Genomic DNA, 14,552 nt, shown 5'->3' on the forward strand with positions numbered 1-14,552 from the left:
TCTCGTGGTAAATTTTAAAAAGCGAAGTTAAGAAATCTTAGGAGTGCGTAGAAAAAGAAAATTTATCTAACTACCAATTTTCTCGTGGCAGTAGATTTTTCTTCCTTGATTTTTAGAATATAAATTCCCGCACTAAGGTTGGAAACATCAAGTTCTTTTCCTCTTAACTTAGTACGTTGAACAGGTTTACCTAAAACATTAAAAATCTGGATATCCTTTTCTTTATTTTGAGAAGTACTAATATATACCTTCCCGTTAGTAACCGGGTTAGGATAAATAGATAAGCCCTCAATGGGAATTTCTGTTCTATTCCCCGAGCTGGTAGTATCCTGCGCATACGCCGCATTTGGTGCGGAGAATGTGAGGAAAATAGCTAATATGAAACTATAGAGGTAGTATTGCTTCATTCTTTTTTATCGAGGTTTATACAAAACTACAATAAAAATTCAAAAACGATGCCAGAAATATTGTGTATTTCATATTAATTTTTTATTAAAAAAGGCTGCCGGTTAGGGCAGCCTTTTCGGGCTGATTCAAATTTAAACGTCAATATTTAGAATTTATAACTATAACTCAGTGAGATAGGAGTGCCAGGCTTTCTTAACGAAAATATTTGGTCCTCTGCTTCAAAAGACTGAAATCTGCTTTCAATATCATCTCCTAGCATATTGGAAAGCTTTAAAGAAATAGTAGAATTTTGCTCTTCTCCAAAAGATTTATTCAAATTAAAATTAAGGCTGTGAAATGGCATTGTGTAAACATCAGGAACGGTTCCTAAACCAACAAGTTCAAGGGTTTTTCCTTGGGTATTATAAAAAATACCGGCTTGCCAACCAGTTTGCGGATCGGTATAATCAAAACCTGCATTTAGCAGAAATGGAGATTGACCCTGTAATTGTCTTGTACCGTCAAATTCTTCTCCGGGTCTAAGGTTACGTTGGCGCGATTCATATTCCCCGCTTGGGCTTCTGTCCATTTCTACTCTCGAATCTATTATAGATACATTAAGGTTAGCACTTAATTTTCTTAGACCATCAGTAATAAATCCAAAATTCTTTCTCATTTCAATTTCTGCTCCCATTACTGTAGCATCGTTAACGTTTCTTGGCTGAAAGTTATCTGCTGAAAAATCGCTAAAAACAGAAAGCTCAATAGGATCTGTAAATCTTTTATAAAAAGCACTTACAGCAAAAAGCTGGGCATCGTCGCCATAAAGTTCGTAACGGGCGTCAATATTATCTACATAAGTAGGTTGCAAATCTATATTACCAATAAAAGTCCTGTTGGTTAAGGGGTCATAAATTTGGGCAATTGAAGCTTCTTTAAAAGAAGGCCTTGCCGTAGAACGACCATAAGAAAGTCTTAGGTTAGTATCCTCATTAAGACTGTAAATAAGGTTTGCTGAAGGAAAAAGATCCGTTCTATCTATTAGGTGTTCGTTTTCCAAAACTAAATCCCCAAGGTTATTTTGCCCTGTATAGAACTGATCAAATTTTTCCAGTCTTACACCCAGAATGGCCTTTAGGTTTTCGGTCACATTAAATTCTTCTGAAACATATGCCGAAGTATTGGTGTTATAGGCATCGTAAGTGTTTGCAGGCTCGTAGAATCCGTTTATATAAGATCCTGCCTGGTTTTCTGGGGTCCAAATATTCCCCGGAGCAAGCACCTGGTTAGGATCTCCTCCAAAATTTTGACTAATAGATCCCTGAATAAGAATTTGGTATTGATCTATAGAGAAATCCCTTTGTTTGTAGGTGTAGCCTCCTCCAAATTTAAGATTTGCATCTCTTCCAAGAAGCTGATGCTTTTTTGTAAGGTCTACTATTCCTGAAAGGTTGATCTCTTCGAGATCTCGCCATATTCTAGTAGGGCTTTCAGATGAGCTGGGACGTATACTATAAGTATCATTGCTTGGATTATATTCAAAAGCTGTAATTCGCACATCTTTATCATTAACGCGGGCAAGGCTTGGAGAAAGTTTCCACTCTGTAGTCCAGCTCGCATCTTCGTTGGTGTGTTTTCCGCTTAATAGTGCGTTAGTAATGGAACGCTGGGTATATTCCAGGTTGTCTCTAAAAACCGTTATGGCATCAGAAACAAGAATTTCTTCTCTAAAATTACCGGCTGTTGATTCACCATTTTGGATGTGAAGCAAATTAAGCTGGTATTTAGATTGTTCAGTTTTAAAAGCAAGCCCAGTTAATGCGCTAACCAAAACGTTTTCTTTTCCAACATCACCGCTTAATAACCTAGAAGGCCGCATTTCAAACTCTGAAGTTTCTCTAGGTTTTAACCAGGAGTTATTTTCAAAATCTTCAAAATACTCTGAAGTATTTTTGTAAGAAAGCGATGCGAAATATCCTAATTTATTGTTTTTCTTTCCGACATCATATTGGTTACCGGCGGTAAAACCAACACTATAATCCATATTATTTTGTTGTCTTGTGCCACCTAAAGTTGGGTTGAAGCGTTGGGTAAGTCTTGTAAGTGCAGCGTCATTATCAAAAGGTCTTGGGAAAGCCTGGCTTCTATTAACGGGCAGGTCTCTGGTACCATCGTCAAGTCCAAGAAAATCTGTGCCGCCTCCATCATATTGAAGGAAATCTGAATTAAAGTGCATAGATGGATTATAAGTACCACCAATTGAAACACTATATTCTTCACGGCTAGGAAAATCTTTTGTAATGATATTCACCATTCCCCCGGTGAAATCGGCAGGATTATCTGCGGTAAGTGATTTTATCACCATTACATTGTCCAGAATGTTAGTGGGAAAAATATCCATCTGCAAGGTATTACGATCTGGATCCAGGCCGGGAACCGACATGCCGTTTAAGATAGATTTCGTGTAACGGTCACCTAAACCTCTTACATAAACATATTTTCCACCTTGTACAGAAACACCTGGAATTGTCTTAACTGCTGAAGAAACCTCTCCAGCTCCAATTTTATCAAAGCTTTGAGAAGAAAGACCATCAGTAAGGTTTGCGGCATTTCTTTGCATATTTAGTACAGTCGCTTCTGTATTACGGGCAGTTGTTGTAGTAATTACAACTTCATCTAAAGCTCCGGCAGAAGATTTCATCTCTACATTAAGGGTTGCAACTTCTCCTTCTTCTACAACAACATCGGTTACTTCTACAGTTTCGTAGCCCACAAAGGAAAAAACAACCGTATAAGTGCCGGGTTCGGCATTCAGACTGAAATCCCCTTCAAAGTCTGAAGTGGTCCCGGTATTTGTTCCCTTAATGGAAACATTGGCAAAAGGCATTACATCGTTAACTTCAACATCGTAAATGGTGCCGGCAATCTTTCCGGTTTGTGCCTGTGCCAGACTTATGAAAAAACTAAAAAATAAAACTAGTGAAAATTGGGTTTTCATATAATTATAATTAAAAATCTGAATACTAAATTGCTCGCCTCATTTAAGAGACGAGCAATTTTGTTAAGCGCTATTTAAACTTGTCTTAGAATTGTCATTAAAATGCACCACGGAAGCTAGCATAAGTCCATCCAAAAACCGATAGGTCTGCACCTACAGTTTCCTGGTCTTGTTCTATAGCAGTTGCAAAATCGGTAGCATCGCTAGAGAAATCTGTACTTTCTGTAGTATCTACAAAGATTGCAGAAACACTCTCTACACCTTCTGGCAATACAAGTTCCCAGGCAGAGAAGCTTAAGCTTCCAGCTGTATAGTTTGCTGCAGATCCCTCATCATCGATTTCAACATCCTGTACGTCATTAAAACCTCTTACATATACATTATTGATGGCTCCCATAGCACCGTCTCTAAAATCTGCTATCTCACCAGATGGTGCGTTAGGATCTCCAATAATTGTTAGGTCCTGGATAGTAAAAGCATCTTCAAAAGTACCTTCTGGCCCGTCAATTTCTAGAGCGTGATCAGATTCTGCACCTTGAATTACCAAAGCGTTTGTAATAGTTCCAGAATAAGCCTGGTCAATGTCTAAAGCATCGTCTCCACCTGCGAATGCAACAAGATTGCTGGAGTTTACAGTACCACCAAACCATTCAAAACCATCGTCTACGTTACCCACAACTTCTACGTGATCGATAACCGTACCGTTACCAACACCACCCATAGTAAGTCCGTTAATTTCGTTACCAGAACCGATAAGTGCTCCACCGTGACGAATTGAAACATATTTGAATACTCCTGAATTGTCCTCAGGGTCATTACCTCCATATCTTCCAAACTCATCATCTGCAGGAATCCCTTCAATTTGAGATTCTTCAGAGTCACCTTCAAAAGAGCTTGGTGCACGTCCTAAAATTAATACTCCACCCCAAAGACCACGGTCATTTTCGTCTAGGTTAGACCCTTGTTTTTGTCCAAGTTCAATATCATCATTAATAGAAGTAAATACGATTGGCTCTTCCGCAGTACCTTCAGCCATAATTTGACCACCACGTGCTACAATAAGTGCAGAAGCTAACGATCCTGTTCCTTCTGCTCCTTTGATAATGGTTCCTGGTTCTATAGTAAGAACAGCTCCATCACCAACTACAAATTTTCCGTTTATTTCCCAGATAACATCATTCGTTAAAGTGAAGTCTTCTGTTAGTAGTCCAGAAAGATCTTCATCTACCGGAACTTCTCCGCCTACTTCACCTCCATCACAAGGCGCACAAGGTCCGCCGCAATCAACACCGGTTTCGTTCCCATTTTGAATTCCATCAGTACAATTTGCAAGTTGTTCTATTGGCGCATCGTCGTCTTCGCTACAGCTGGTTAAACCTAGAGTGGCAATTGCGAAACCTGCAATAATCAGTTTTTTCATAAGTCAAAAAATTTAGTTTTTGTTTCTGTATTTAATTTGAAGCAAATAAACGAGCTTAGTTTAAGTATCATTTTAGCTAAAGTTTAAGCTTAGGTTAATTGAGATAGTTCGAATGTTACTATACTGTTTATAATTAAGAGTGTGTCCAGATCACTTTCGTAAATGGAAATTTGGGAAGTTTATGAAATTGTCTAATTTGCTGAAGTTTATAATATTTTTCTCATTTATTTTACATTAACTCTATGTTAACCACTCTAAAATCCATGTCTTAGAAGATTCAAATTTATGGTTACTTTTACCTCATATTTACTAATTCAACTAAACCAAAATGAAAAAAAAGGACATTAAAATCTTACTGGTAGACGATGAACCCGATATCCTGGAAATTGTAGGATATAACCTTTCTGCAGAAGGATACCAGGTGATTACTGCAGATAATGGTGCCGATGCTGTGAAAATTGCTAAGAAGAAAAAACCACAACTAATTATTCTGGATGTAATGATGCCTGAAATGGATGGGATTGAAGCTTGTGCTCAAATAAGAAAACTGCCAGAGCTGGAAGAAACCATTATTACATTTCTAACCGCGCGAGGCGAAGATTATTCTCAAATGGCCGGTTTTGATGCAGGTGCCGATGATTATATTACCAAGCCTATTAAACCAAAAGTGCTTGTTAGTAAAGTAAAAGCTCTCTTAAGAAGATTTAAAGACGACACTGCTTCCTCTAATATTGTAAAAATAAAAGACCTTATTATTAATCGCGATGAGTATAAAGTGATTAAAGACGGAGAAGAAATTATTTTACCCAGAAAGGAATTTGAACTACTTTCCTTATTAGCCTCAAAACCCGGAAAAGTGTTTAAAAGAGAAGATATTCTGGATAATGTTTGGGGTGCTGAAGTTATTGTTGGCGGTCGTACCATAGATGTTCATATAAGAAAGCTTCGAGAAAAAATTGGAGACGAATCTTTCAAAACAGTTAAAGGAGTAGGCTACAAGTTTGTTGTTTAATGGCAAAAAAGTTTAAACGTTCATATAAATTTGCAATAAAGACTTCCCTTTATATTACACTTTTTTTAAGTGTGGTTCTGGCAGGTTTTGCCCATTTTACCAGCGGATTTATTGCCGAGCCTTTTTTTGCTTTTATTTTTATAACCTATCTGGTTTGTTTTTTTATCATTCAGTATAGGGTAGAGCATTTTATCTATAAACGAATTAAAAAGATCTACGATAATGTTTCGCTTTTAGATTCTACCACATTAAAACCCAGCCAGGTTACTACAGATATGGCTACCCTTACCCGCGAAGTTGAAAAATTCACCAAAGACAAAAAACTTGAGATAGAAACCCTAAAGGTGAGGGAAGCCTATAGAAAGGAATTTATGGGAAATGTTTCCCACGAGCTTAAAACACCGCTTTTCACTGTTCAGGGTTACATTTTAACGCTTCTTGATGGCGCTATGAAAGATAAGGCGGTACGCAAAAAATATTTGCAACGTGCCAGTAAAGGGGTAGAACGACTTATTTATATTGTGCGGGATTTAGATATGATCACCAAACTCGAGGCCGGTGATCTTCATCTTGAAGAAGAAGATTTTAATATTGTGGAGCTTGTGCAAAGTTCGTTTGATCTTTTAGAGATGAAAGCTTCCAAAAAAAATATCACCCTTACTTTCGATATCGATTATGAAGAACCTATTTGGGTCTATGGCGATAGGGATAGGATTCAGCAGGTTTTAACCAATTTGATTGTAAATTCCATTAAATACGGAAAAGAAGACGGTACTACTGAAATTAGTATAGAAAATCTTATTAAAAATAAGGTGATCGTCCGGGTAACCGATAACGGTGAAGGTATAGAAAAAGAAAATTTACCCCGTGTTTTTGAACGTTTCTACCGCGTAGATAAAAGTGGTTCCAGGAGGGAAGGAGGCTCTGGTTTAGGACTTTCTATCGTAAAACATATTATTGAAGCCCACGACGAAAAAATATATGTAGAAAGTGTTTTTGGGGTAGGAAGTGAATTTTCATTTACCCTGGAAAAGAGTAAAGATATCCCTGAAATCGACCCGGAAGTCGAGCCGACTGAAACCTGAAAAACCTTCTAACTGCTCCAATTGTGAAAGTTCAAAACTTTCCTGTGCGCAAAAAGGAGCAATTCCTGATTTCATAAAACGTTCGGCTAAATATTCCTGTTCAAATTGCCCGGGAGTTGGGATAAAAAATGCTTTTTTTTCCAGTTTGGCCAAATCCATAATACTGGAATATCCGGAACGGGAAATGATAACTGTACTACCCATGATCACGTCTTCCAGAGCTTTAGTTGTTAAATAATTTTTGATGATAAGATTTTTATTTGCTGAAGAAATGTTTTCTTTATCCATAACCCCTCTTATAAAAATGATCTTTTTATCTGTATTCAGAAAAGCGGCTAGTAATTTTTCTTCCAGCATAGTTCTTTGGGGTTCCGGGCCCGATAATATCACCGCATAATCATATTTTTTCTGTTGAGGTAATTTATTAAACCGGCTAAGTGGTCCAATGTATTTCACGTTTTCTGGCATTTCTTTTAAATGCCCCATAATTCCACTTAGATTCTGATTTCCGGATGCATCGGGAATCCAGCATTCATCAAATTTCGAAATGTATTTTTGATGTAATTTACTGCTTAAATAGGTGGTGTTTCCGCTTAAGACGCTGAATTGATGCGTTATAAAAGCGCATTTTATATGTTTATACCTGCACCCGGGGCGGTTGTCAGAAATTATTCCGTTTAGTTTATATTTTTCAACAAGGCCTCTCGTAACCTTCCTTTCTCGCTGCATTATTTTAAGCAAGCGCGGACTTTCAGCAAATATTTTCCATTTAAGCAAACCGGGAGACTTAGTGTAGGTAATATCATAGGAAGGTAGCTTCAAGCTTTTAATGTCCGGAAATTCCTTTTTCAGCAATTCTAGCGCAGCACCATCTGAAGCGATAAAAACTTCAAATTCATTCTTTTGTAATTCATTGATAATAGGGATACATCGTGTAGCGTGGCCAAGCCCCCAGTTTAAAGCCGCCACTAAAATTCGTTTCTTCCGCATATAGAAGTGAACAATTAATTTAGAATATTATTAGTGGGTAAGAAATATAACCCACTTATTATTATAATCGAATTATTCTCTATTTTAAATCGTCCAGAAATCTTTTCATCATCAACTGTTTTAATAGTTATTCTCTTGTTCTCTTTAATAACCACTTCTTTTTGAGTAATTTGGTTAGTTGTTTTAATGGTCTTCTGCTCCTGAGCGGATAACATATTTACAAAGAATAAGTTGATAAATAAATTATTAACTTATTCGTAGTTTAGTTTCTTATGTTAGATGATGAAGTACTTGAAGGGTTTTCTTCTTTTCTCCAATCTTCACTAATGTTTTGATTGTTTTCCGAATAGGTGAAAGTGATAACGTCATCTAGAATTTGAAATCCATATGATTTTTGAGTAGTGTCATAATCAAATTGAATAGTATTGTTTGACGTGTTTAATTCAAATATACCGTTGGTTTCATATCCAGCTCCAAAAGCCCTGAATTCTCCTATAAGATCATTAGGCTCACTATTTGATTGGAATTCAATGTAATCACAACATTCAGCTGCTAAGCTTGAAATTCCATTTACTACTCGAATTTCAAGTTTCCACTGTCCAAGTACGCCAACTTGCTCCAAGTTGTCAATTTGCTCCGATTCCTCTTTATTACAGCTCGAAAATGCAATTAATGTGAAAACAAAGAGGACTTTTAAATTTCTAGAATATTCCATTTTTTTTAAATTCACAACTAATTTATTCAGAACATTTGTAAAAAATCATCCCTGATACATTATTTTTAGGTTAATATCGGCTGTCACTTGTTTAAAAAGTCATAAAACGGTACCGGATAGTACCGATGAAATATATTGAAGCGTTATCTAGAATACCTCTTGAATTAAGAAGGTTAATGGAAAGAATGCTTGAAATGTTCCTAACAACCCTTTAACGCAAGAGCAGAAAATAATTGGAAAAATTAATTAAATAGTTTTTAATCCCTCATTGAGGGTTTAATTCCTCGAGGCTTGCCTCGAAATTATAAAATAGTTTTCCAATTAATACCTCGTGGGCTCGCCCCGAGGTTCTTGATTTAAAACATTTTAACATCTTATTTCGTTCCATAAAAAATTTTCTACTCCCCAATAGTTAGATAAAATCTCTTGTAAGTTTTCTCACTTGCAAGAAATTTATTCTTTTAATACGAGCAAATATGGTATGGATGATGACGGTTTAATAATAATTGGAAGATTTGGAAATGGGTTCTTCTCATTGGAAGTGTTGTAATTGCAGCATATATTTTATCCAAATATGTATCCTAAGACAGTTTACGATTATATAAGTCAAAAGGTGGATTTTTTCAAAATATAATCAGACAATATCCCGCAAAGTGTGTAAAATTAAAATAACAGGGGTTGGACCTTTTTAAGGTCTAACGCTTTTATCATCTATCAACATTCTTGCAATCATATCTTTATTGGTAATTACTTGTACATTGTCTAGATAACAATTTACATAATTAAATTCATCTGTCTTTGGTAATACCCCTGGGGCCTATTTACAATATACTGATGTAAAATAAAGTCTATTCAAAAACTGTATATTTACACCCATTTTTCAACCTATCATTGGATAAGATTCAAGCATAGGATAAAATCTATTTAGAATAAAAATACTCTTAAAAAGTCATGTTTGTTAGACAAATGTTGGATAAAGAATAGAGTTGTTGTTTTTAAAATACTGTTTGTTAATCGTTTGTGTCTAAACTATTAATAATACCAAAATATTAAATTAAGGCGTGGGAAGTAAGAATAAATTAAGACGATTCAGGGAGAATGAGGCATTTGAAAATGTGATACAACCCTCCCGGGAGGAGCTGGAGAAAGATCAATTCAGTTTAAAAGGAAAATGGAAGAAAGAGTTTTTTAAAAATGATAATCCTATCGTGCTGGAGTTAGGCTGCGGAAAAGGAGAATATACCATCGGCCTTTCCAAACAGGATTCAGAAAAGAACTTTATCGGGATAGATATTAAAGGTGCCAGATTTTGGCGGGGAGCAAAGACCGCAGTAGAAGATGATCTCGAAAATGTTGCGTTTTTAAGAACGCAAATTGAATTAATAGACCGTGTTTTTGCTGAAAATGAAGTAGATGAAATCTGGATCACTTTTCCAGATCCGCAGATTAAGTACAAGCGCACCAAGCACCGGTTGACCAATGCTGAATTTCTTCAGAAATATAAACATATTTTAAAACCAGAGGGGCTGGTAAATCTTAAAACCGATAGCGAATTTATGCACGGTTACACCCTTGGCCTTCTTCATGGCGCAGGTCACGAAATTCTGTATGCACATCATGATATTTACAAGAATGAATATTCTCCAAAAGCAGTTAGGGAAATTCAAACTTTCTATGAAAAACAGTATCTTGACCAGGGAAAACCTATAACTTATATTCAGTTTAGGATAAAATAAGTCTCTTTGGAGGAAACAAAACTTTTTTTTATCACTTATTTCGCAGCCTTACTTGGGGTAATCCCTCCCGGTTTGGTGAATATGACAGTGGCTAAAACCTGTGTTGAAAAAGGAAAGAAAAACGGACTTTACGTGGCCCTGGGCGCTACTATTGTTGTGGTTATTCAGGCAACGGTTGCGGTGTTACTCTCTAAATATATTTTTAGAAATGAGTTCGTTCAAAATATTTTACTTCGTGCAGGGCTTGTAATTTTTATCCTGCTCGCGGTTTACTTTTTTATTCAGGCTAAAAAGCGAGGTGGGATAGAGCATAAATCCCCAAAAGCAAATTCCAACAGTATTTTTAAAGGAATGCTTGTCGCGGCCCTAAACATTTTTCCTGTTCCTTATTTTGTAGCTATTGCGGGAGCTCTAAATATTGGTACTGGTGAGGCTTACGATTGGTCCCAGATTATAGCTTTTATTTTGGCCGCATCGTCGGGTAGTTTTACCTCGCTGTACCTTTATGTGGTTTCCTTTATAAGAATTGAAAAACAAGCCGAAGCCTTTTCCAGATATTCCAATTATTTTATGGCAGCTTTAATGCTAGTACTGGTGATTGTAACGCTTCTGCGAATCTACTATTCCTAAAATAATGGCGCTGGAAACTAATTTCTTTGAACGTGTATATGAAGTGGTGAGACAAATCCCAAAAGGTAAAGTCAGTTCTTACGGTGCGATTGCTAAAAGCGTTGGTGCAGCAAAAAGTGCAAGGATGGTGGGTTATGCAATGAATTCGGCTAAAGATCTTGAAGATGTGCCAGCGCATAGGGTTGTAAATAGAAATGGGTTGCTCACAGGGAAAAGCCATTTTGGAGATCATGGCGCGATGCAACAAATGCTAGAGGAAGAAGGCGTGCCCGTAAAAGATTTAAAAGTTCAGGATTTTCAAAAGCATTTTTGGGATCCAATAAAGCATTTGAAATAGACATTTTTCTGAAATTTATACGATAAGCGTACTTTATTTATGTATAGATCAATTATGGGTAAATACTTCGTTTTCTTAGCTTTTCCCCCTATATTTGCGTTTAGAATGAATCTATATAAGCTGATGAGATTTTACGCAAAAGCTCGGTAATTTAGCTTAAAATTGTCCTGCTATTTTCGGGAATATAAATATATTTTAAATGAAGTTAGACAGAAAAGAAATATTGAAATCGCTGGAAACTATTTCTGTAGCCGGAGAAGGCAAGAATATGGTAGAAAGCGGCGCTGTTCAAAACGTAATGACTTTCGGTGATGAGGTGGTAGTAGACCTTGTATTGCAAACACCTGCTTTACATATTAAAAAGCGGGCAGAAGTAGATGTTATGAAAGCTATTCACGAACATGTGGAGCAGAAAGCCAAAGTTAAGGTGAATATTAAAGTAGAATCAACCGATAAAAAACCGGAAATAAAAGGGAAAGCTATTCCCGGAATTTCCAATATTATAGCCGTTGCTTCCGGAAAAGGAGGTGTAGGTAAATCTACAGTAACTGCTAATTTGGCGGTAACTTTATCTAAAATGGGCTTTAAAGTCGGAATTTTAGATGCAGATATTTATGGGCCTTCAATCCCTATGATGTTTGATGTAGAAACCTCGAAACCCCTTTCAGTTAACGTTGATGGGAAGTCTAAAATGAAACCTGTAGAAAACTACGGAGTAAAAATTCTATCCATCGGGTTTTTTACCCAACCAAACCAGGCGGTAATTTGGCGTGGGCCAATGGCTTCTAAAGCCCTAAATCAAATGATATTTGATGCGGCCTGGGGAGAGTTAGATTTTCTTTTAGTCGATCTTCCACCGGGGACAGGAGATATTCATCTTTCTATTATGCAGTCGCTTCCAATTACCGGAGCGGTTGTGGTAAGTACCCCGCAAAATGTGGCTTTAGCTGATGCTAAAAAGGGAGTGGCGATGTTCCGTCAGGAAAGTATTAATGTTCCGGTATTGGGAATAGTAGAGAATATGGCGTATTTTACTCCAGAAGAACTTCCTGAAAATAAATATTATATCTTCGGAAAAGAGGGTGCTAAAAATCTTGCAAAAGATATTGAAGCACCATTTTTAGGTGAAATTCCGCTGGTACAAAGCTTAAGAGAATCTGGAGATATTGGTCGTCCCGCAGCCATGCAGGAGTCCACACCTCTGGAAACAGCTTTTGAACAGATTACCCGAGGTATGGTTCAGGAAACAGTGAATAGAAACAAAAGTCTGCCTCCAACTGAAGCGATAAAAATCACTACCATGGCAGGATGCAGTGCAGTTAATAAAAAATAGATGACGAGCGAAGAAGTAAAATTAAATGTAGAAAAGGCCCTTGCCGAAATTCGTCCTTTTTTGGAGAGTGACGGGGGTAACATTTCACTAATCTCTATTGAGAACGATCGCCTGGTAAAGGTTCGTCTGGAAGGTGCCTGTGTAGATTGCACAGTAAACCAGATGACGCTAAAATCTGGAGTAGAAATGACTATTAAAAAGTATGCTCCACAAATTGAGAGTGTGGTAAATATTCAAAAGTAAGCAGCTTGGCTTACGAAATTTGCAAGTAGATGATTAAAACCGATATACTTATAATTGGCGCAGGGCCAACAGGCCTATTTGCGGTTTTTGAAGCAGGATTATTAAAACTTAAATGCCATCTAATAGACGCGCTTCCACAACCTGGAGGACAGTGTTCCGAAATTTATCCTAAAAAGCCTATTTACGATATTCCGGGGTTTCCCGAGGTATTGGCCGGAGATCTCGTGACCAATCTAATGGAGCAAATAAAACCTTTTGAACCGGGATTTACACTTGGTGAAAGAGCACAAACTATAGACAAACAGGAAGACGGTAGCTTTATTGTGACTACCAATAAAGGAACAAAACATCACGCCCCGGTGGTAGTAATTGCCGGTGGGCTGGGAAGTTTTGAACCAAGAAAACCCCCAATTGCTAACATAGCCGATTTTGAAGATAAAGGTGTGGCTTATATTATTCGAGAGCCAGAAGATTATCGCGATAAAAAAGTGGTTATTGCCGGAGGTGGTGATTCAGCTTTAGATTGGGCTATTTATTTAGCCGATGTCGCTTCAGAAGTTTCCTTGGTGCACCGAAGAAAAGATTTCCGTGGCGCTTTAGATTCTGTAGAAAAGGTGGAAGAACTGTCAAAGATTGGAAAAATCAACCTTATCACCGATGCTGAGGTCACCGATCTCAAAGGAGAAGACGATCTAGAAAGTGTGGTAATTACGCATAAAGCATCTGCTTCAGAAAAAGAGATTAAAGAAACCGATTATTTTATCCCTTTATTCGGACTTTCACCTAAATTAGGGCCTATTGCTGATTGGGGGCTTGAAATCGAGAAAAACGCCATTAAAGTTGATAATGCTTACGATTATCAAACAAATATTCCCGGTGTTTACGCCATTGGCGATGTGAATACATATCCGGGCAAATTAAAGCTCATTCTTTGTGGGTTCCACGAAGCAGCGATTATGTGCCAGAGCGCTTACCAGCGTATTTTCCCTGATAAGAAATATGTGATGAAATATACCACCGTAAGTGGTATAAGCGGATTTGACGGTAGTAAGAAAGAGGCGAAAAAAGAAGTAGTAAAAAGTATAAATTAAAATAGAAAAATTCAGTTTTAGGGTCATCATTCTGAACTTGTTTCAGGTTCTAAGAGCTTAGATTTGGAAACAAGTTCAGAATGGCGTGTGATCCTGAATATTCTTTTATTGAAAGCTATGTCTGATATAAAAATAACGATTATAGACCGGGAAGGGGAAGCCCACGTGGTAGACGCTCCAACAGATATGAATATGAATCTTATGGAAGTGGTTCGATCCTATGAACTTGCTGCCGAAGGAACCATTGGTATTTGCGGTGGAATGGCGATGTGCGCCTCCTGCCAATGCTATATTCTCAATTTTGAGCATATGCTACCCGAGCAAAGTATTGAAGAGGAAGATATGTTGGATCAGGCATTTTTTGTGCAGGATAATAGTCGCCTAAGCTGCCAAATTCCAATTACTGAAGAATTAGATGGTTTGGAAGTAAAACTTGCGCCTGAAGCCCCTTAAACTTACTTTTATTCGTCAAGCCGAACTGGTTTCAGCTTCTAATATGAGTTTAATTAATATTTGATTAGATCTCCGAACAACTTTCGGAGGAAGCTCTGAAATAAATTCAGGATAAGTAGATG

At 37.2% G+C, this 14,552-nt stretch carries 14 protein-coding genes; 9 read left to right on the forward strand and 5 right to left on the reverse strand.

The window, feature by feature from the left end:
• Positions 1 to 62: 62 nt before the first annotated feature.
• The 3 genes from LB465_RS04130 to LB465_RS04140 form a co-directional block, all read right to left on the reverse strand.
• Positions 63 to 407 carry a T9SS type A sorting domain-containing protein gene (locus LB465_RS04130; RefSeq protein ID WP_224467344.1) on the reverse strand — a complete coding sequence of 115 codons (345 nt, stop codon included), beginning with the start codon at positions 405 to 407 and terminating at the stop codon, positions 63 to 65.
• Between the two features lie 146 nt (positions 408 to 553).
• A complete protein-coding gene (locus LB465_RS04135) occupies positions 554 to 3,385 on the reverse strand; it encodes a TonB-dependent receptor (RefSeq protein WP_224467346.1) in 2,832 nt (943 codons plus the stop codon).
• Positions 3,386 to 3,482: 97 nt separating this feature from the next.
• Entirely contained in the window at positions 3,483 to 4,805 is a 1,323-nt protein-coding gene (locus tag LB465_RS04140; RefSeq protein WP_224467349.1) for a hypothetical protein, read from the reverse strand.
• Between the two features lie 328 nt (positions 4,806 to 5,133).
• Between LB465_RS04140 and LB465_RS04145 the strand changes: the two genes are divergently transcribed.
• Together LB465_RS04145 and LB465_RS04150 are read left to right on the forward strand one after the other, a co-directional pair.
• A complete protein-coding gene (locus LB465_RS04145) occupies positions 5,134 to 5,817 on the forward strand; it encodes a response regulator transcription factor (RefSeq protein ID WP_224467351.1) in 684 nt (227 codons plus the stop codon).
• A complete protein-coding gene (locus tag LB465_RS04150; protein ID WP_224467354.1) occupies positions 5,817 to 6,902 on the forward strand; it encodes a sensor histidine kinase in 1,086 nt (361 codons plus the stop codon). Before LB465_RS04145 ends, LB465_RS04150 begins: the two co-directional genes overlap by 1 nt.
• Here LB465_RS04150 and LB465_RS04155 read toward each other — a convergent pair.
• Positions 6,834 to 7,892 (reverse strand): glycosyltransferase, encoded by a 1,059-nt coding sequence (locus LB465_RS04155; protein WP_224467357.1) that lies wholly within the window; start codon positions 7,890 to 7,892, stop codon positions 6,834 to 6,836. The two genes, LB465_RS04150 and LB465_RS04155, sit on opposite strands and share 69 nt — an antisense overlap.
• A gap of 262 nt (positions 7,893 to 8,154) precedes the next feature.
• Positions 8,155 to 8,607 carry a hypothetical protein gene (locus LB465_RS04160; protein ID WP_224467359.1) on the reverse strand — a complete coding sequence of 151 codons (453 nt, stop codon included), beginning with the start codon at positions 8,605 to 8,607 and terminating at the stop codon, positions 8,155 to 8,157.
• A 1,061-nt stretch (positions 8,608 to 9,668) separates the two neighbouring features.
• Between LB465_RS04160 and trmB the strand changes: the two genes are divergently transcribed.
• From trmB to LB465_RS04195, 7 genes are all read left to right on the forward strand, one after another.
• Positions 9,669 to 10,343 (forward strand): tRNA (guanosine(46)-N7)-methyltransferase TrmB, encoded by a 675-nt coding sequence (gene trmB / locus LB465_RS04165; protein WP_224467361.1) that lies wholly within the window; start codon positions 9,669 to 9,671, stop codon positions 10,341 to 10,343.
• Between the two features lie 6 nt (positions 10,344 to 10,349).
• The gene (locus LB465_RS04170) at positions 10,350 to 10,973 is read left to right on the forward strand and encodes a LysE family translocator (RefSeq protein WP_224467363.1); all 624 of its coding nucleotides are present in this window, start codon (positions 10,350 to 10,352) and stop codon (positions 10,971 to 10,973) included.
• A gap of 4 nt (positions 10,974 to 10,977) precedes the next feature.
• Complete coding sequence (locus LB465_RS04175; protein ID WP_224467365.1) at positions 10,978 to 11,310, forward strand: MGMT family protein; 333 nt, start codon at positions 10,978 to 10,980, stop codon at positions 11,308 to 11,310.
• Between the two features lie 199 nt (positions 11,311 to 11,509).
• The gene (locus LB465_RS04180; RefSeq protein ID WP_224467367.1) at positions 11,510 to 12,643 is read left to right on the forward strand and encodes an Mrp/NBP35 family ATP-binding protein; all 1,134 of its coding nucleotides are present in this window, start codon (positions 11,510 to 11,512) and stop codon (positions 12,641 to 12,643) included.
• Complete coding sequence (locus LB465_RS04185) at positions 12,644 to 12,886, forward strand: NifU family protein (RefSeq protein ID WP_133546495.1); 243 nt, start codon at positions 12,644 to 12,646, stop codon at positions 12,884 to 12,886.
• A gap of 29 nt (positions 12,887 to 12,915) precedes the next feature.
• Positions 12,916 to 13,977, forward strand: coding sequence for an NAD(P)/FAD-dependent oxidoreductase (locus LB465_RS04190; RefSeq protein ID WP_224467369.1), 1,062 nt, complete (start codon positions 12,916 to 12,918; stop codon positions 13,975 to 13,977).
• 117 nt (positions 13,978 to 14,094) lie between these two features.
• Positions 14,095 to 14,430, forward strand: a complete 336-nt coding sequence (locus LB465_RS04195; RefSeq protein WP_070053486.1) for a 2Fe-2S iron-sulfur cluster-binding protein — start codon at positions 14,095 to 14,097, stop codon at positions 14,428 to 14,430.
• Positions 14,431 to 14,552 lie beyond the last annotated feature (122 nt).

Origin of the sequence: Salegentibacter lacus (genome assembly GCF_020164555.1) — a bacterium.
GTDB lineage: Bacteria > Bacteroidota > Bacteroidia > Flavobacteriales > Flavobacteriaceae > Salegentibacter > Salegentibacter lacus.

Excerpts from the sequence above, each read along its gene's own strand:
- LB465_RS04130 (WP_224467344.1), bottom strand. The coding sequence starts at position 407 with ATGAAGCAATACTACCTCTATAGTTTCATATTAGCTATTTTCCTCACA.
- LB465_RS04135 (WP_224467346.1), bottom strand. The coding sequence starts at position 3,385 with ATGAAAACCCAATTTTCACTAGTTTTATTTTTTAGTTTTTTCATAAGT.
- LB465_RS04140 (WP_224467349.1), bottom strand. The coding sequence starts at position 4,805 with ATGAAAAAACTGATTATTGCAGGTTTCGCAATTGCCACTCTAGGTTTA.
- LB465_RS04145 (WP_224467351.1), top strand. The coding sequence starts at position 5,134 with ATGAAAAAAAAGGACATTAAAATCTTACTGGTAGACGATGAACCCGAT.
- LB465_RS04150 (WP_224467354.1), top strand. The coding sequence starts at position 5,817 with ATGGCAAAAAAGTTTAAACGTTCATATAAATTTGCAATAAAGACTTCC.
- LB465_RS04155 (WP_224467357.1), bottom strand. The coding sequence starts at position 7,892 with ATGCGGAAGAAACGAATTTTAGTGGCGGCTTTAAACTGGGGGCTTGGC.
- LB465_RS04160 (WP_224467359.1), bottom strand. The coding sequence starts at position 8,607 with ATGGAATATTCTAGAAATTTAAAAGTCCTCTTTGTTTTCACATTAATT.
- LB465_RS04175 (WP_224467365.1), top strand. The coding sequence starts at position 10,978 with ATGGCGCTGGAAACTAATTTCTTTGAACGTGTATATGAAGTGGTGAGA.
- LB465_RS04180 (WP_224467367.1), top strand. The coding sequence starts at position 11,510 with ATGAAGTTAGACAGAAAAGAAATATTGAAATCGCTGGAAACTATTTCT.
- LB465_RS04185 (WP_133546495.1), top strand. The coding sequence starts at position 12,644 with ATGACGAGCGAAGAAGTAAAATTAAATGTAGAAAAGGCCCTTGCCGAA.
- LB465_RS04190 (WP_224467369.1), top strand. The coding sequence starts at position 12,916 with ATGATTAAAACCGATATACTTATAATTGGCGCAGGGCCAACAGGCCTA.
- LB465_RS04195 (WP_070053486.1), top strand. The coding sequence starts at position 14,095 with ATGTCTGATATAAAAATAACGATTATAGACCGGGAAGGGGAAGCCCAC.